The sequence below is a fragment of the Yersinia vastinensis genome (genome assembly GCF_044905075.1).
Lineage (GTDB): Bacteria > Pseudomonadota > Gammaproteobacteria > Enterobacterales > Enterobacteriaceae > Yersinia > Yersinia vastinensis.
Map to the genome: position 1 here is coordinate 2,761,754 of NZ_CP173260.1, position 15,285 is coordinate 2,777,038.

The following is a 15,285-nucleotide window of genomic DNA, read 5'->3' on the forward strand; positions in this document are numbered from 1 at the left end:
TCCTTACTTTATTATATTCTCACATTATTAACTCTTTGAAATGCGATCATATGGATTCAAACTCACTGCCGCTTCTAAATGATCCGGCGCAAAGTGGCTGTAGCGCATGGTCATTTGGATAGTGGAGTGCCCGAGGATTTGTTGCAGTACTAATATGTTGCCGCCGTTCATCATAAAATGACTGGCGAAAGTATGGCGTAGAACGTGGGTTAACTGGCCGGTAGGTAACACCAGTTTAGCCCGGTCGATAGCTTGGCCAAATGCATCATAGGCATTGGCGAATAAGCGCCCTTTCATCTTTGGAATCAGTTTATGCAGTTCCGCAGAAATAGGGACTGTACGGTTCTTTTTACTCTTGGTGTTGATATAAGTAATTTTGTTTGGCATCACCTGAGCTTGTCTTAGTTGCTCCGCTTCACTCCAGCGCGCACCGGTGGCCAGACAGATACGAACAATGATACCGAGATCTTTATTGCTGGAGTTGTCACACTCATGCAGTAGACGCTTAATATCGTCCTCATAAAGAAAAGTTAATTCGTTTTCACTTTCACGAAATAACCTGACACCATCCAGCGGATTAGCATGATTCCAATGCCCTAGCCTTTTCAACTCATTAAACACAGCTCGCAGATAAGCATGTTCGCGGTTGACCGTTGCCTCTTTTGGTGGTTTAACGATTCCGTATTTTGGCTTACGGCTAAACTCACCGGCTAAACGCTGCTTGCGGTATTTGGCGAACACTTCCCGGTCAAAATCGACAACAGCAGGATCGCCCAAGTTATCACACAGGATATTGAGTTTATCTAATCTTGCTTTGCCGTCACTCAAAGAGCGCCCGTGGAGTTCATACCACTGACCGACCAATATTTTTAACCTCTGCGCGGCAGTCTCTGCCGGTGTGTAGTCAATATCCAGATCACCACGTTGCGCTAACTGCTCACGTTCAAAGCGCAACGCCTCGCCGCGAGTAACAAAGGTTTTCCTAACCCGCTTACTGTCACGGCCATCTGAGTAAAAATCACAGACCCACTTCCCGTTGGGTAACTTCCGTACTGCCATAAATAAGTCCTCAAGAATAATCCCTTGGACCTATTTACTGTATATAAAAACAGTAGTCAATGTTTGATTTTACTTTCATCAAACAAAATCGTGTAACTTGTAAATTAAATTACAAGTGACTACACATCGACTCCGTATGAGGTAAATATTTCTTTCATGTTATTATATAGGTCAGTATTATAAAATATTTCTTTGGGATACCCCATTCTCAAATGAGACTCAACTCTGTCTTGGTTCATATTTCTGTCTTTAGACAACTCTTGTTTATATACTAAAGCAAGGATGTTAGAAAAATCATGCCCATTACAAATATGGAGTTTTTCAGCATTTCTTCCTTCGTATTCACGATATTTTACTTTAATTTCCTCAATGCTTAATGCACTTGTGAAACTTTTACTTCTACCTATAACTGAGTGAAGTAGATTGTTAAAGTTGAATGAAATACTGAAATCCTCAACCTCTATAAAATCCGCATATCTCATACTTTTAAAATTAAGTAACAACCCAAAATCATAGTTGATCCACTTTAATAATCCAATTTTATAAGCAGCATCAAAAATATTATTTTTTACATCATCACTACTAATCTCATTGTGCTTACAAACTTCAAGTTTAGTAAATTCATGATAGAATTTATCAAATGAATTTGAGTTAACCAACATCATTTCAACATCATGATAATCAGTGAAAATTAAACCTTTATTTTCGTATTCTTTTATTTTTCCACTGATAAAGTCAAAATCCGAATCACAAATGCCATATACATTTTCATGATTATATCCCCTTAACTTATATACAGCCTTTATCACTTCAGGCTTTCCACAGCACGGAGAATCAAAATGCAATTCCTTATCTGAGAATATACCTTTGAAAAAACCAACATCACTATCGCCTTCGACTATAAAGAATGCTTTATTATTATACTTTGGATGCTGAAATAACAAAATAGTTGTATCGATCCAATCCTCTGTAGATAAAGTATTTTGCAATGAGTTCATTATCGTTCACCGTTGATTTCTTTAAATAAATCAATGGTTAGAGTCCATTTACCATTGATGACTTGTGGTGAATGTGTGGCGATTATTACTTTATCTATATGATTAACTTTTAATATTTTACCCAAACTATCAAGAAACTCTTTTTGCCAAGCAACATGTAATGATATTTCTGGTTCATCAATAAGAACTATGGAGTTTTCTTTAGTGTTGAAAATTAGATCATAAAATAGCACAATTTGATTTTGTTCACCTGAAGATAAATTTTCAAGTTCTATTTCTTCACCACCATCGCTAATGAAGTAAAAACCTCTATCATGACTAATTTTTACACTTTTAAATGCCAACATTTTTTCATTTAACAATGAAACAAATAAATCAACTTTATTATATAACTCATTGTATGGTTTTAGTTTCTCTAATGCATCTTCAATATAGAGGCTTAATACACTCATATAGGCTTTATCTAAACCACTATGACTAGGAATATGAGAGTCATTTTCTTTATCAGATTCAAGTAACCCATAACTTATAAAATTGTTTCGTGTACGCTGTAAGCCTAACAAGCGATCTTCAATTGAATCTGGTGTTCTATATTCTTGAGAAAATTCAAAAAGGCGTCTAGGAAAGGTAGAATCTAATTTTTGAGCAATATTAGAAGATATCATTGAGGCTCTTCTTATTTTTCTTGCTAAGGCTTTAGAAAAACTCTTTATAGTTAGTTCCGTTCTTTTCCCCATGTCGCGACTATTACTTGATGTTTCCAATCGTTGAGCTTTTATAAAAGTAGTTTCAGTGTCTTCAATGATTTTATCTAGCCATTTAAGATCGTCAATATGCTCTAATCCAAGATCATAGTTTAATTCTTCAAGATAGGTACTATTTTTAACACTTCTTTTTATAAACCTCTTTTTTACTAAATTTCCATTTTGAGCTTCAAATGCTTCAACGAAATCACGTTCATTTATAATATCATTAATAAATTTATAAGTATTAACTTCATTTGTTGTTAAATCTATCTTTTCCACATTTAATATATTATTTACAATAGTTAATCTAATATTAAAATCAGAGAATCCAAGTTCAATGAAATCGAATTTAATTTCAAAAAAAAACTTTAGATTCTTCGTCATGAAATTGTTTATTATTTTTAACAGTATAGTTTTTCCATAACCATTAGGCCCTGTTATTATAGTTATAATATCATTTTCAAATGACAGGCGATAATCTAGACGATTAAATAATTTGCTAACAGTAAGATTATGTAACTTCATTGCACTTCCTTAATAACTGTTCTAGAACTAATAGCCCGTAATTTCACCGACAACTTTCGCCAGTATATTAACCTCACTAACCGGCCAATTGACATCATTGATTCGCCATACATCACCGGGTAAACGAGCAATATTGCTAATCGAGGTCACACCTGCTTTTTCAATCAACCAAAGGCCGTCAGCAACATTTTTAAATTGACGTTCGACTAGAAAATAGCGTTTCTCATTAGGGAATGAAATTAATTCAGGTTCAATAATCTGAACAGGCAATAATTCTGAATCAAGCAATACAGGGGATGCATCTATCAGCAAGCCATCTTCAAGGCTTTTATGAGCAATAGATTTTGCGGTTTCATGTGCGGCAGGTTTAACCGGTTCCTGAGGTTCACCCTCACCAGTTGCAAGCCAATGTAATGAAACACCTGTTTCTAAAGCACAGAGCACAATCTCTTTGCCCGGAAAGTAATCACGTTTGATCCAAGTGCTGATTGTTCCCGTTCCTGCACCTAGATAAGTCGCTAATTCTCTTTGTACTTTAAAACCATAGGCTTGCATCATTCTTTCTACTGCTGCAATCCCGCCGCTTAGTTTTTTATCATCCACGCTCGCAAAAACCCCTTTACATACTCGCATATGCATAGTTTAATTCGTGAATTGATGGCAAATACCCACCAATACCTATATTAACCACCATCAAACAGGATGCCCTATGAATCAGAACCTTGCAATAACAGTTACGTCTCCCTATTTGTCACTCACTGAGTTCTCAAAATTGAGCGGAATCCCTTATGAAACCTGTCGTGGCATGGTGAAAGATGGTCGTTTACCTATCCGCCAGAAAGTTCGCAAAATGGAAAAGGTTCTCGTAAATATGATCGCTCTCACTAAAGAAGCGGCAAACCAGTAATGTTCGATATTCAAATTTGCCAACTAATTGTCGGCATATGTGAGGAAGTAAGCCATGTTTGATTTTTCAGTGTCCAAACATCCGCACTTTGATAACGCCTGCCGCCAGTTTGCGTTAAAGCACAACTTAGTCGAGCTGGCAGCAAACGCAGGGATTGCGGCGCAGGTTCTACGGAATAAATTGAACCCCGATCAGCCGCACCGTTTGACCGTAGACGAGCTGTTACGCATCACCGACCTGACCGAAGACCCAACGTTATTAGACGGTCTGCTGTCACAAATCAATTGCATGCCATCTGTGCCAGTCAATGAAGCCTGCCCCGGCAATATCCCGACTTATGCGCTACATGCTACAGCCGCTGTGGGTTCGATTGCTGCCGCTGCGGTGCAAGGTAATCACAAAACAGCATTCAGCAAATCTGCTCTGCTGGATAGCGTCAATACTGCGATTCGCCATCTGTCACTGATTGGTCTGACTGTGCAGGCGCGCATTCAGTCAACCCCTGCGCTTGCTTCAACCGTTGATGTTATTAGCGGCTTGAGTGCTGTCGCCGGTTTGAGTTGAGGTGTCTTTATGATTATTTCTATTGCCCCATTGTTAAAACAGCAAAGCCCGGTAAACCTGCGCCATTTCGGTCATGGTGTGCTGGAGTTGAGGAACGGCCAGCGCTGGAAGCCGGGAAGTAATCAAAAGGCGCTTTTACAAGAATTGTCCTCTGCAAAGAGGACGCCAATATTACGTCGTCTGTTCGGGCGTTGATTGGGGGATATATGCTGCAATTAACAGAAGCTGAAAAATTGAGAATGACGGGCATTGCTCGTATTGCTGAAATTAAAGAAAAATATTTACGTAATAGAAAGAATATTGCTCAGGAGGCTTTTGATAAATCACCGGCACATTTGCGTAAAACAATCTGTTTTCATGCCGGGTTAAAAAGCCGTCATGTGAATATGCAATTTTCAGAATTAACGCCAGCAGAAAGAGAGTCTGTTGTTGAAACGTTGAATTACTTAATTGAGTTTACTCGTTCGTTACCGTCATTTGTCAGTAATGATGACTGCACTCTGAATATTATTAATTAATCATAACCGCAATATATGGCGTTCTACTCGCCGGGTTTCGTATTGCCTAAAAACAGGAATTATCTATGCAGAATACAACCCAAAATATATGGATGGGCGTAGACCCGGCCAAGCCGGGCAGTGACCGCTCAGTCACAATGATGTCTGTTGAATCAATGGAGCTAATACTCAATGAAGCGCGCATGGATGAAAGAAAAAATCAGGCCGCGCTGGTTTCATTTCGTTTGGATGAGATTGCTAATCAAATTCTAAACCGAGAATTGAGTGGTGTAGAAGCGGCGGAGCTGCTTAATCAAATCGCTGAGCACATAATCACTCAGTCTTATGACCAGCATTAATAATATGCGTGGTCGTATTACCCCAACTCCGCCGTTGCCTTATCCGGGCAGCGGTGCTGCTGTTACTCAATGGTCTTATCCATGGAACGCTCCACGCCCGGCAATATCCGGGCCGGAAAGACCGCTTACCCGTGAACAACTGATTCAGGGGCAAGCTGTTTTAGACAAAATTAATAATCTGCCGCATTTCCTGCGTGACCAGTTCATTTCCCGCCACACTTTTCTCTTAGCCAATAAGGGACTACACGCCGCGAATAAGTGGCTGATTTTTGTTTTTGAACAGCGTATCTGGCCGCGCCTCCATGTGGTTAATACCAAGAATTTCATGGATACCAAGTACCTGCGGGAATTTTCGCTAGAGCCAGAAGACTATGACAAATTACCGGGGCTGCACGATAAAGAGCTGCGCCGCTTGGCCCGTCAAATTGCTGACGAGTTTAGGGTGTTCTTTAACCATTATTGCGATCAGTGCATCACGAACAATCAGGGTGATCGTTCCATTTTGTTGGAGTCAGGCACACAGAGGCGAGTTTTCGGCAAGCTGGGGCGATTCGCTCATGCTTTCCACGTCACCCCGATGCACTGGCGCAAATACCTGAAAGACCGGTTAGATATCACCTCTGCTATCGCCAGCCTATCACGTCTGGTTAATCCTGAATGGTGGGAGCGCAAACTCAAAGCACAGCGCACCCGCTGGCGGGAAGCGTTATTGATTGCTGTCGGTAATGTTAGCCGGGATATTTCAGCATCTTCTTATGCCAGTAAGCAGGCTATCCGCGAAGTGTTCGCCCGTCGCCAGTCTAATTTGGAATATCTCAAAAGCTGCCAGTTAGAAAATATTGAAACCGGTGAGCGCATCGACCTGATTGATAAGGTGATGGCGAGTATTTCTAATCCAGAAATTCGCCGTATGGAGTTGATGAACACCATCGCTTTCACCGAGAAATATGCTGCCGAACAAAAGCACGTCGGTATGTTCCTGACCATCACCACCCCATCCAAATATCACCCGACTCGCGTTGTTGGGAAAGGCGACAATGAGAAAGTCCAGCTTAATCATAAGTGGAATGATGAAGCCTATTCACCCAAAGACGGCCAGCGCTATCTCTGCAAGATTTGGAGCAAGATGCGCACCGCCTTTAAAGACAACGAATTAAGTGTCTACGGAATGCGCGTAGTTGAGCCACACCATGACGGTACGCCGCACTGGCACATGATGCTGTTTTGCCAACGCCGCCAGCGCCAGCAGGTAATCGACATCATGCGCCGCTATGCGTTGAAAGAAGATGGTGACGAGCGCGGTGCCGCTAAATATCGCTTTGAGTGTAAGCACATGAACAAAGGCGGAGCCGCTGGCTACATCGCTAAATACATTGCCAAGAATATCGACGGCTATGCGCTTGAGGGTGAACGTGACCATGAAACCGGTGAGCTGCTAACCGATTCCGCTGCGGCGGTGACGGCGTGGGCGGCAACGTGGCGCATCCCTCAGTTTCGCCCGATTGGGCTTCCCTCCATGGGAGTCTATCGCGAGTGTCGCCGTATCCGTTCTATTAGTCTGGCCGAGACTTTCGACGAAACCGTGGAAGCTGTGCGCCATGCGGCTGATGAGGGTGATTTTGCTGCCTACATCATGGCGCAAGGTGGCACCAATTGCGGCAATCAGACCGTCCGGTTAGCCAAGCGCGTCGCCGATGAACTCAACGCCTACGATGAAGAAGTGCAGAAAGTCGTCGGTATCTACGCGCCGCATTTGGGCGCTGACCATATTCATGAAACCCGCACAACCCAATGGCGCATCGTTGCTGGTGCGGTTGACGTTGAGCTTTTGACTTTGAAAAGCGCCTCTGGCGCGCCTCGGAGTCCTGTCAATAACTGTGGGTTAGGTGGAAACACCCAAGCGCCAAATGACCCCAACGGGCAGGCTAAAACGCCTGTGGCGGCGATGGAATACCCACCGGACGCCGTTATTGACTGGTCGGACACTGCCGCCGTAAAGGCGATTGTGGCCCGCGTTAAAGAGAAACAGCCAACGATCAGTAAGATGCAACGCAGTTATGACCCTACGAAAGGCCGCCTTATTGCGCCATCGGCCCGTTTAACCCGCGAAGAACGCCAGCGCATTCCCCAAATCCGCAATGATTTACTGCTGAAAGATATCAGCGTCCAACGCTGGGAGCTGGAATCGTTAGCGCGTGGGGCAAAAATGACGTTCGGCGACATTGTTATTCAGTATCCGGCCCTGTCCGACTGGCCGGAATTCGATGATTAATCTACCTGTGAGGAAAACCATGACTAAAACCGATGCAACCGCCCGTAAACAGGCACAGCGCCAGCGTGATAAATCTGCCGGTATCAATGAAATTCGCGCCCGACTTGAGCCGGAAGAGTTCGCCATGCTGAACGAGGGCATGGTCGCCCGGCGTCTGTTCCGACCAGCCTATGATTTACCAGAATATATCGCGCTGCTTATTCGGCAAGATAACTTGCGACTAAAAGAGCAACTGGCCGAGATGGGTAAACAACGTTGCGGAAAATGTGGCGATACCTTGCCGGGCGATCCTAATGGATGCTGTTTGCGGGGTGAGGCTGCTTGCTGGCAGACCAAAGGCATTAACAGCCTATTAATTAGCGCAATTAAACCATTGTGACGCGTCACATAGGATTATTTTTACTGAATATATCGCGTCACAATAATCTGATTAGGCTAAATAACTGCATACAGTATTGACCAACATAATATTTTAATCGATACTGTACATAAATACAGTATAATAAGGAACCTGCATGGAACCCGTTGATAAAAAAGAACTAACACTATCAAGAATTAAATTTATTGCTGAAGTTTCGCAAGTTGCACAGTGCAGTAATAGTGAGTTTCTTGTCGCCATGTCGTTGATATCAGACCTGACCAGCCAGATAGTCGCGAACCAAAATTATGATGAGATTTTCTATAACGCTGACGTTAAAAAATCGCACTGATAAATCCCCCATAATATGTTGCGTGTGTGGCCTGTTCGCTGAATGTGGGCCATGCATGCATATAGTGCATGATTCCGCATGTTGATCCCGCCCTCCATTTTCCCAGCTAGCACCAGTCCCGACGCGGATCTCAATGGATCATGCAAGTGCATGAAATGCGACCTGCAAAGCGCGCAGGCGTGGCGGGGATAGCATTGCGCGCAAAGGGTTTTGCTACCCTTATTTATCGATCTTGGGCGGGCCGTGGTGCTGCGTTCGGTTGGGTTGGGAATCAATGCGTGTTCATGAGGTGTGAGGGCGTGACGGGCGTCTGGTGGCGTATGGCGCGAGGTGTTGGAATTGCTACTTTTCGGGCATGAAAAAGCCGCCCGGTTCGGCGGCTATGATATTCAAAAATATCAATTAACTATTTGCAAACTTGAAACGCTGCCAGCTTTTTTTCATCTGTATACAGTGCAGCGACAAAGCCGTCTGTAACCAGTGAGTTGATAACGCCAAGCGCGCCAGTCATGTATTTGTCTTTAGACATACCACACATCACCTCAGAGTCATGGGCTAACGTTGCGTTACACTCTATTCGATGCGATACCAGCGCAGTAATACAATCCGGGTCAAGTGACAACGCTTGATTAAGAATATCAACAGCCAGTTGCGCTGTGATTTTGTGGTTAGTTTGAGTTTCCATAATTATTCCTTTTTTCGTTTTGTATTTTTGCGGTGGCTGCGGCGGTGGCGCGGGCCTCTTCACTGTGTCGCCGGGTTTATATGGCGGTGGTGTTGGCGCTTTGCATCCCATATTATTCCTCGCTTATCAGTTCATAAGGTTTGAATCGGATCACCTCTTCCCCTATCCAGTCATTCACCTCTTTCAATCGTTCTTGCAACGGCGTTAACTCGTTACGGACAAACACTTGTGAGGCTTTCGCCACGTCACCGAAACCGCCAGTATTGTTGGGAATAATCCCCATCATCTGCGGTGGCACCCGATGCACACTAAGCAAGTCGTCACGGGTGGCGTTCTTGATATTAAAAAAATCATCTTTGGTGGCGACTTCGCTCAACGGTAAAATCTGGATACCATCTTTTTTGCCATTAGGCGCGTACATAAATAGGTTGCGGAAGTTGCCTAACCCTTTGGTGTCGCGCATCGCTTTACGCATCGCCTCAATATCGCTGCTGCTTTGGGCCGCATCAGTCATATACAGGATGTATCCCGCGTGAGCGCCATTCTGGTAATACTTACGACGAAACAGCGTGGCCGCTTCATTGAGCCAAGCCGAATTTAAGCCACTGAGATATTCCGGCAGGCCGTAAAGCTCCTGATTGATATCCGGTTCTATCAGGTGGAAAACGCTCCCGGCTTCGAACAGGTGTTCATCTTTCCAGTTCTGCACAAACCAATAGCAATCTTTTTCTAATCCACGGCGGGTGTACTTGGCCGGACTGGGGTCGAGACGCAGGGGCGCGCCCAGTTGGTTACGGCGCAGCTCTAAAAACGCATTGCCGAACACCAGATAATCCAGCGCATAGCGACTAAATGCCTGCTGACTGAGCATTGGGTGAGGGATAAAAGTGCTTGCCAGTATGTTGCGTTTCACATACAGCGGTGAGCTGTGATGCACTGCCGCCCGGAAGCTGCGCGCCAGCCCGTCAAAGCTAATCGGCGGGTCATACCATTTCCCGTTGCCGGTGCATTCGATGTAATCCAGAATTTCCCGCTTATCCAGCACGGCGGAGGGTTCGCCAAAGGTGAACGCCTCCACCGGCTGCTGTTGGCTGGCGGTGTGATTGGTTGTCGGGCGATTCAATGCCTTGCGGCCTTTGCGCTTACTCATCCGTTAAACTCCAAAATATTCGGGCTGTGGCTGCCATTAATGGCAGTAAGGGGTTCATTTAGCAGGGCGTGCATAATCGCCCACGCCACATCGGCGTGGCTGGCTTCTTCGCTGCGGCTGGCAACATAAGTCGAACTCTTACCGCTGGCGGTCATGGTTTTGCGAATAGCCATAAATGACTGGGTGATATCGGTGTGGCCGGTGTCATATTCCAGACGGCCGTTATTAATGGTGTGCTTGGCTTTCAGCACCATGGCGGTTTTGATTTCAGGGGTATATTTGATTTCCCTTGCGGCCGGGAAGAACTGGCGCACCAACTGGAAAACGCCTTGGCCGACAGTGGTCGCATCGATACCGATGTATTCCACACAATATTTATGCGTCAATTCTTCGATATGTTTGGCCTGCGCTTCAAAATCCATTCCTTTCCACTGGTGGCGCTCCAATACGCGAAACTTGCCACCCGGCACCAATGGCGGTGCAATCACTGCACAACCGGCGCTATCACCGCCGTTGGCCTCGGACGGGTCGTAACCAATCCACACAGGGCGATAACCAAACGGCCGCAACGAATACGGGTTGTAGTCCTCCCACTCTTCCAAACTGTCGACCATACAAGCTTGCAACTCGGCGAACGGGAAGACGGACGCTTGATCGTCCACAAATTCGCACATCAACAGGTTTTGATATTCGGCCGGGCTGTATTCCAGTGAAAGCTGGTTGAGGTCAAACAGGTTACAACCGCCCGCCAGTGCATCTTCCACCGTCACAATCTGTCGCCACTGACCATCATCACACAACGCGCCACGGGCCAAATGGCTGTGGCTTAAATCCAGTTGGATATGGTCGGATTTATTGCGGCGGCCTTTATTGAACAGCTCACCAGACCAGAACGGATAGGCACTGTGCGCCAGACTCGACGGCGTGGAGAAATAGGTGGTACGCCATTTTTTGTGTAATGACATGCCGCTGGCGACTTTGCGCAGCTCCTGAAACTTGGGGATCCAGAAATATTCGTCAAGATAGAGATTGCCGGTGTAGCTCTGCGCGGTGCGCACGTTCGTGCCGAGGAAGAACAGGCGCGCCCCATTCGGTAACACCATCGGGTCGCCTTTCAGGTCAACGTCAACCATGCGGGCAAAGTCGATAATGTAGCTTTTGAACACATGCGCCTGTGCCTTACTGGCGGACAGGAATATCTGGTTACGTCCGGTTTTGATGGCGTCCAGCAGCGCTTCGCGGGCAAAGAAGAAGGTGGCCCCAATCTGGCGCGATTTCAGGATGTTGCGGATACGGTGAGTGAGTCCGGCCTCAAACCAATTACGCTGATAATCAAAGATATTTTCATGGAAAATAGACTCTAATTTTATAATCCCAGCTTCACTGAACAGATTTTTATCCGGGGTCTTGCGCTCCCCTTTGTTGCGGTTCGCCACATTCGGATTTAAATCAGCTTCGCTGCCGGTCTGGCTGTAGCGGTTCACCCGCGCCAGCCGTTCAATCTGGCGGCCTAACAGGTCAATCTCTTTAAAGTCCCGCCCCTCTTTGGCGTCTTTCATGATGAGCTGAATCAACCGCGCTTCCATACTGGTTTCCACGCGGGAAATGGGCGCAATGGCGTCCCATCCGTCGCGCTTCTTCCAGCTCTGCACAGTCGGCGATTTCAGGGCTAGCTGGTCTGCGATTTGGCGCACAGAGAAGCCCTGCCAGTAAAGCAAAGCCGCCTGTCGCCGTGGGTCGCTGATAATGGTGCTCGGTGTCGTATTCATGCCATTAGGCTACGCGACCAGCCCGACCCTCTGCGCGTCCTCGCTGTTGTGCCAGCCCCGTCACAACTGGCTTTCGTTGTTGCTGCCGCCATACATCAGGAAACTAAGCCCCGAACCGAATAATCATAATCACACTGAATGGAGCAGCCACTTATGGCTAAGAAAGTATCAAAATGGTTTCGTATCGGCGTTGAGGGTGATACCTGTGACGGGCGAGTAATTGACGCCGACGATATCAACCAGATGGCCGAGTCATTTGACCCACGCGTCTACGGTTGCCGCATCAATCTGGAACATCTGAAAAGTTACTCCCCTGACAGCACTTTCCGCCGTTATGGCGATGTTTCAGCACTTAAAGCGGAAACCATTGAAGACGATTCCATCCTGAACGGTAAGCGTGCGTTGTTCGCCCAAATCAGCCCAACCGATGATTTGGTGCAGATGAACAAAGCCCTACAGAAAATTTATACCTCCATGGAAATTAGCCCGAACTTTGCCAATACCGGTAAAGCCTATCTGGTCGGGCTGGCCGTGACCGATGACCCCGCCAGCCTCGGCACTGAAATGCTGGAGTTCAGCGCCAAAGCCAAACACAACCCACTGGCCGCCCGTAAATCTAACCCGGATAACTTCTTCTCTGCGGCAGTTGAAGTGCAACTGGAATTTGAAGACGTGGCCGAGCCGGGCGTCACCTTACTCAACATGGTGAAGTCGGTATTCAGTCGCAAACAGGCAACCGACGATGCGCGTTTCAATGATGTGCATGAGGCTGTAAACGCGGTGGCGGAGCATGTGCAGGGGCATAGCGAAACCATTGAAGCCCGCTTTACGTCCATCGAGAAGCAACTTGCTGACCAAGTAGCAGAGCTGAAACAGAGCATCGAAAAGGAAAAGCAAGGGGTTACGTCCCTAGAAACCAAACTTTCTATCACTGAAAACTTTAGCCAGACCAAGCGCCCGGAATCCACCGGCGGCAACAATCAAAACGATGTATTGACCGACTGCTAGTTGGGGTCACTGGCCGCCGGTTGTGCGGCCACTTGCTATTTCATTAACACGTTATTTAACTGAATCAGGATTATTATGCGCCCAGCAACCCGTTTTAAATTTAATGCCTATCTGACCCGTCAAGCCGAGCTGAACGGGGTAGAAACCGGCGACCTGAATAAAAAATTCAATGTCGAACCCTCCGTCACGCAAACCATCATGACCCGCGTTCAAGAGTCCTCAGAGTTTCTGAGCCGTATCAATATTGTGCCGGTATCTGAGCTGACAGCCGAAAAGGTCGGCCTTGGCGTCAATGGTTCGGTTGCCAGCACCACCGATACTGACGGCGGCGACGAACGCGAAACCGCCGAGTTTGCTTCACTGGACAGTGAGAAGTATTTCTGTGAACAGGTGAACTACGATTTCCACATCCGCTATAACACCCTTGACCTGTGGGCGCGTTATCAGGATTTCCAGACCCGTTTACGCGACGCCATTATCAAGCGTCAAGCGCTTGACCGCATCATGGCGGGCTTCAATGGCACTCACCGCGCCAAAACCTCTAACCGTGCATTGAATCCATTGTTGCAGGATATCGCGCCGGGCTGGTTGCAAAAATACCGCACTAATGCGCCAACTCGCGTGATGAGCAAAGTCATCGGCGATGATGGCGAGGTTGTATCAGAGAAAATTCGCGTCGGTCATGGCGGTGATTACGTCAATCTGGACGCGCTGGTCATGGATGCCACCAATAACATGATTGCTGAATGGCATCAGGAAGACCCTGAGCTAGTGGTCATTACGGGGCGTCAATTGATGCAGGATAAGTATTTTCCTATCGTCAATAAAGAGCAGGAGAACAGCGAAACCCTCGCCGCTGACCTGATTATCAGCCAAAAGCGTATCGGTAACTTACCGGCCATCCGTGTGCCGTTCTTCCCGGCAAACGCATTCCTTATTACTCGCCTCGATAACCTGTCTATTTACTGGCTGGAAGACTCGCACCGCCGTCATATCGATGAGAACGCCAAGCGTGACCGCATCGAAAACTACGAATCCATTAAACAGGATTACGTGGTGGAAGATTATGCCTGCGGTTGTCTGGTGGAGAATATCGAGATTTTATCTGCAAAAAATGGCGGTGAAACCGTCATGGGTGCAAGTGCGCTGATGGTATCCGATGCCCCGAACTATGACGGCCTAGCGGCTGCGATTATGGCGGCGGTGAACGTTGCAGCTAACCCGAATGAAACCCAACCGGAAGCCACCACCGACGCGCAGGCCGCGACGGAAAGCACGACCGAAGCACCGGCCACCAAAGGGAGAAAATAAGCCATGTCCAGTCCTGCGCGCCGCCACTTTATCCAACAGTCGGCCATTGCCGCCTCACAGCAGCGGGATAACCCGCTGCGCCACGCCACCGGCTACGAGCTGATGTTGCTCAAGCTCAATGAAGATAAGCGCAAGCTGAAACAAGTACGTTCAAACGAGCGTAAAGCCGAGCTGAAACGCCAACTCTTGCCGGATTACCAGCCTTGGGTGTCGGGCGTGTTGAGTGAGGGGAAAGGCGCGCAGGACGCCATTCTAATGACGGTCATGATTTGGCGTCTGGACGCTGGGGATATCCCCGGTGCACTGGATATCGCCCGCTATGCCCTGCGTTATCAATTAGTGCCAACCGACCGCTTTACCCGCTCGACAGCTTACCTGATTGCCGAGGAAGTGGCCGAGTCGGCCGGGCGCGCTTATGCCACCGGTAAACCGGTTGATGTTGACCATCTGCTGCAAACCATTGAGCTGATGGAAGACGAGGACATGCCCGACCAAGTGCGGGCCAAACTGCACAAAATGACCGGTTATGTGTTGCGTGACAGTGGGCGGGGCGAACTGGCCCTGTCCCATCTTCACCGCGCACTCCAGCTACACACCGGTTGTGGCGTCAAGAAAGACATTGAGCGGTTGGCCGTGAAGTTAAAGAACGCCGCCAGCCGCTAACCCGAACGCTCCCCGAGCCGGGCGGCACGATGGCCGCAACAGCATTCATCTTGTTAACGCCG

General features: G+C 47.0%; 18 protein-coding genes. 11 read left to right on the plus strand and 7 right to left on the minus strand.

Annotated features, from left to right (window positions below; translation table 11 throughout):
* Positions 1-27: 27 nt before the first annotated feature.
* The 4 genes from ACIOG0_RS12850 to ACIOG0_RS12865 form a co-directional block, all read right to left on the minus strand.
* Entirely contained in the window at positions 28-1,059 is a 1,032-nt protein-coding gene (locus ACIOG0_RS12850) for a tyrosine-type recombinase/integrase (RefSeq protein ID WP_338657657.1), read from the minus strand.
* Positions 1,060-1,178: 119 nt separating this feature from the next.
* Positions 1,179-2,057: a DUF4435 domain-containing protein gene (locus tag ACIOG0_RS12855; RefSeq protein WP_011192233.1), complete on the minus strand. Its 879-nt coding sequence runs from the start codon at positions 2,055-2,057 to the stop codon at positions 1,179-1,181.
* Positions 2,057-3,328: an AAA family ATPase gene (locus tag ACIOG0_RS12860; protein WP_099466128.1), complete on the minus strand. Its 1,272-nt coding sequence runs from the start codon at positions 3,326-3,328 to the stop codon at positions 2,057-2,059. The genes ACIOG0_RS12855 and ACIOG0_RS12860 overlap by 1 nt, the downstream gene beginning before the upstream one ends.
* A gap of 27 nt (positions 3,329-3,355) precedes the next feature.
* Positions 3,356-3,967, minus strand: coding sequence for a phage repressor protein CI (locus ACIOG0_RS12865; RefSeq protein ID WP_099466129.1), 612 nt, complete (start codon positions 3,965-3,967; stop codon positions 3,356-3,358).
* Positions 3,968-4,037: 70 nt separating this feature from the next.
* On the opposite strand from ACIOG0_RS12865, the gene ACIOG0_RS12870 reads away from it, so the two are divergent.
* The 8 genes from ACIOG0_RS12870 to ACIOG0_RS12905 all read left to right on the plus strand — a co-directional run bounded on the left by ACIOG0_RS12870 (position 4,038) and on the right by ACIOG0_RS12905 (position 8,637).
* Positions 4,038-4,235 carry a hypothetical protein gene (locus ACIOG0_RS12870; RefSeq protein ID WP_014609005.1) on the plus strand — a complete coding sequence of 66 codons (198 nt, stop codon included), beginning with the start codon at positions 4,038-4,040 and terminating at the stop codon, positions 4,233-4,235.
* 54 nt (positions 4,236-4,289) lie between these two features.
* Positions 4,290-4,799 (plus strand): phage regulatory CII family protein, encoded by a 510-nt coding sequence (locus ACIOG0_RS12875; protein ID WP_050124300.1) that lies wholly within the window; start codon positions 4,290-4,292, stop codon positions 4,797-4,799.
* Positions 4,800-4,808: 9 nt separating this feature from the next.
* Positions 4,809-4,994 carry a phage filamentation protein Fil family protein gene (locus tag ACIOG0_RS12880; protein WP_099466131.1) on the plus strand — a complete coding sequence of 62 codons (186 nt, stop codon included), beginning with the start codon at positions 4,809-4,811 and terminating at the stop codon, positions 4,992-4,994.
* A gap of 11 nt (positions 4,995-5,005) precedes the next feature.
* Entirely contained in the window at positions 5,006-5,317 is a 312-nt protein-coding gene (locus ACIOG0_RS12885; protein ID WP_033853530.1) for a hypothetical protein, read from the plus strand.
* A gap of 65 nt (positions 5,318-5,382) precedes the next feature.
* Positions 5,383-5,655: a DUF2732 family protein gene (locus ACIOG0_RS12890; protein WP_099466132.1), complete on the plus strand. Its 273-nt coding sequence runs from the start codon at positions 5,383-5,385 to the stop codon at positions 5,653-5,655.
* Positions 5,642-7,927 carry a replication endonuclease gene (locus ACIOG0_RS12895; RefSeq protein WP_404704847.1) on the plus strand — a complete coding sequence of 762 codons (2,286 nt, stop codon included), beginning with the start codon at positions 5,642-5,644 and terminating at the stop codon, positions 7,925-7,927. The genes ACIOG0_RS12890 and ACIOG0_RS12895 overlap by 14 nt, the downstream gene beginning before the upstream one ends.
* Positions 7,928-7,946: 19 nt before the next feature.
* The gene (locus tag ACIOG0_RS12900; RefSeq protein ID WP_404704848.1) at positions 7,947-8,306 is read left to right on the plus strand and encodes a hypothetical protein; all 360 of its coding nucleotides are present in this window, start codon (positions 7,947-7,949) and stop codon (positions 8,304-8,306) included.
* 136 nt (positions 8,307-8,442) lie between these two features.
* Entirely contained in the window at positions 8,443-8,637 is a 195-nt protein-coding gene (locus ACIOG0_RS12905) for a hypothetical protein (RefSeq protein ID WP_057648228.1), read from the plus strand.
* Between the two features lie 406 nt (positions 8,638-9,043).
* Here ACIOG0_RS12905 and ACIOG0_RS12910 read toward each other — a convergent pair whose 3' ends face one another.
* The 3 genes from ACIOG0_RS12910 to ACIOG0_RS12920 all read right to left on the minus strand — a co-directional run bounded on the left by ACIOG0_RS12910 (position 9,044) and on the right by ACIOG0_RS12920 (position 12,241).
* A complete protein-coding gene (locus ACIOG0_RS12910; RefSeq protein ID WP_404704849.1) occupies positions 9,044-9,322 on the minus strand; it encodes a hypothetical protein in 279 nt (92 codons plus the stop codon).
* Positions 9,323-9,434: 112 nt separating this feature from the next.
* Positions 9,435-10,472 (minus strand): phage portal protein, encoded by a 1,038-nt coding sequence (locus ACIOG0_RS12915; RefSeq protein ID WP_404704850.1) that lies wholly within the window; start codon positions 10,470-10,472, stop codon positions 9,435-9,437.
* Positions 10,469-12,241 carry a terminase ATPase subunit family protein gene (locus ACIOG0_RS12920; protein ID WP_404704851.1) on the minus strand — a complete coding sequence of 591 codons (1,773 nt, stop codon included), beginning with the start codon at positions 12,239-12,241 and terminating at the stop codon, positions 10,469-10,471. Before ACIOG0_RS12920 ends, ACIOG0_RS12915 begins: the two co-directional genes overlap by 4 nt.
* Before the next feature lie 153 nt (positions 12,242-12,394).
* On the opposite strand from ACIOG0_RS12920, the gene ACIOG0_RS12925 reads away from it, so the two are divergent.
* The 3 genes from ACIOG0_RS12925 (at position 12,395) to ACIOG0_RS12935 (ending at position 15,223) form a co-directional block, all read left to right on the plus strand.
* Positions 12,395-13,249 carry a GPO family capsid scaffolding protein gene (locus ACIOG0_RS12925; RefSeq protein WP_404704852.1) on the plus strand — a complete coding sequence of 285 codons (855 nt, stop codon included), beginning with the start codon at positions 12,395-12,397 and terminating at the stop codon, positions 13,247-13,249.
* Between the two features lie 75 nt (positions 13,250-13,324).
* Positions 13,325-14,560 (plus strand): phage major capsid protein, P2 family, encoded by a 1,236-nt coding sequence (locus tag ACIOG0_RS12930; protein WP_404704853.1) that lies wholly within the window; start codon positions 13,325-13,327, stop codon positions 14,558-14,560.
* Positions 14,561-14,563: 3 nt separating this feature from the next.
* The gene (locus ACIOG0_RS12935; protein ID WP_404704854.1) at positions 14,564-15,223 is read left to right on the plus strand and encodes a terminase endonuclease subunit; all 660 of its coding nucleotides are present in this window, start codon (positions 14,564-14,566) and stop codon (positions 15,221-15,223) included.
* Positions 15,224-15,285: the final 62 nt, after the last annotated feature.

What these genes read in the sequence shown, in the direction of transcription:
- ACIOG0_RS12875 (WP_050124300.1), top strand. Translation starts at nt 4,290, where the DNA reads ATGTTTGATTTTTCAGTGTCCAAACATCCGCACTTTGATAACGCCTGC.
- ACIOG0_RS12865 (WP_099466129.1), bottom strand. Translation starts at nt 3,967, where the DNA reads ATGCATATGCGAGTATGTAAAGGGGTTTTTGCGAGCGTGGATGATAAA.
- ACIOG0_RS12860 (WP_099466128.1), bottom strand. Translation starts at nt 3,328, where the DNA reads ATGAAGTTACATAATCTTACTGTTAGCAAATTATTTAATCGTCTAGAT.
- ACIOG0_RS12935 (WP_404704854.1), top strand. Translation starts at nt 14,564, where the DNA reads ATGTCCAGTCCTGCGCGCCGCCACTTTATCCAACAGTCGGCCATTGCC.
- ACIOG0_RS12885 (WP_033853530.1), top strand. Translation starts at nt 5,006, where the DNA reads ATGCTGCAATTAACAGAAGCTGAAAAATTGAGAATGACGGGCATTGCT.
- ACIOG0_RS12880 (WP_099466131.1), top strand. Translation starts at nt 4,809, where the DNA reads ATGATTATTTCTATTGCCCCATTGTTAAAACAGCAAAGCCCGGTAAAC.
- ACIOG0_RS12890 (WP_099466132.1), top strand. Translation starts at nt 5,383, where the DNA reads ATGCAGAATACAACCCAAAATATATGGATGGGCGTAGACCCGGCCAAG.
- ACIOG0_RS12855 (WP_011192233.1), bottom strand. Translation starts at nt 2,057, where the DNA reads ATGAACTCATTGCAAAATACTTTATCTACAGAGGATTGGATCGATACA.
- ACIOG0_RS12900 (WP_404704848.1), top strand. Translation starts at nt 7,947, where the DNA reads ATGACTAAAACCGATGCAACCGCCCGTAAACAGGCACAGCGCCAGCGT.
- ACIOG0_RS12870 (WP_014609005.1), top strand. Translation starts at nt 4,038, where the DNA reads ATGAATCAGAACCTTGCAATAACAGTTACGTCTCCCTATTTGTCACTC.
- ACIOG0_RS12915 (WP_404704850.1), bottom strand. Translation starts at nt 10,472, where the DNA reads ATGAGTAAGCGCAAAGGCCGCAAGGCATTGAATCGCCCGACAACCAAT.
- ACIOG0_RS12905 (WP_057648228.1), top strand. Translation starts at nt 8,443, where the DNA reads ATGGAACCCGTTGATAAAAAAGAACTAACACTATCAAGAATTAAATTT.
- ACIOG0_RS12895 (WP_404704847.1), top strand. Translation starts at nt 5,642, where the DNA reads ATGACCAGCATTAATAATATGCGTGGTCGTATTACCCCAACTCCGCCG.
- ACIOG0_RS12910 (WP_404704849.1), bottom strand. Translation starts at nt 9,322, where the DNA reads ATGGAAACTCAAACTAACCACAAAATCACAGCGCAACTGGCTGTTGAT.
- ACIOG0_RS12850 (WP_338657657.1), bottom strand. Translation starts at nt 1,059, where the DNA reads ATGGCAGTACGGAAGTTACCCAACGGGAAGTGGGTCTGTGATTTTTAC.
- ACIOG0_RS12925 (WP_404704852.1), top strand. Translation starts at nt 12,395, where the DNA reads ATGGCTAAGAAAGTATCAAAATGGTTTCGTATCGGCGTTGAGGGTGAT.
- ACIOG0_RS12930 (WP_404704853.1), top strand. Translation starts at nt 13,325, where the DNA reads ATGCGCCCAGCAACCCGTTTTAAATTTAATGCCTATCTGACCCGTCAA.
- ACIOG0_RS12920 (WP_404704851.1), bottom strand. Translation starts at nt 12,241, where the DNA reads ATGAATACGACACCGAGCACCATTATCAGCGACCCACGGCGACAGGCG.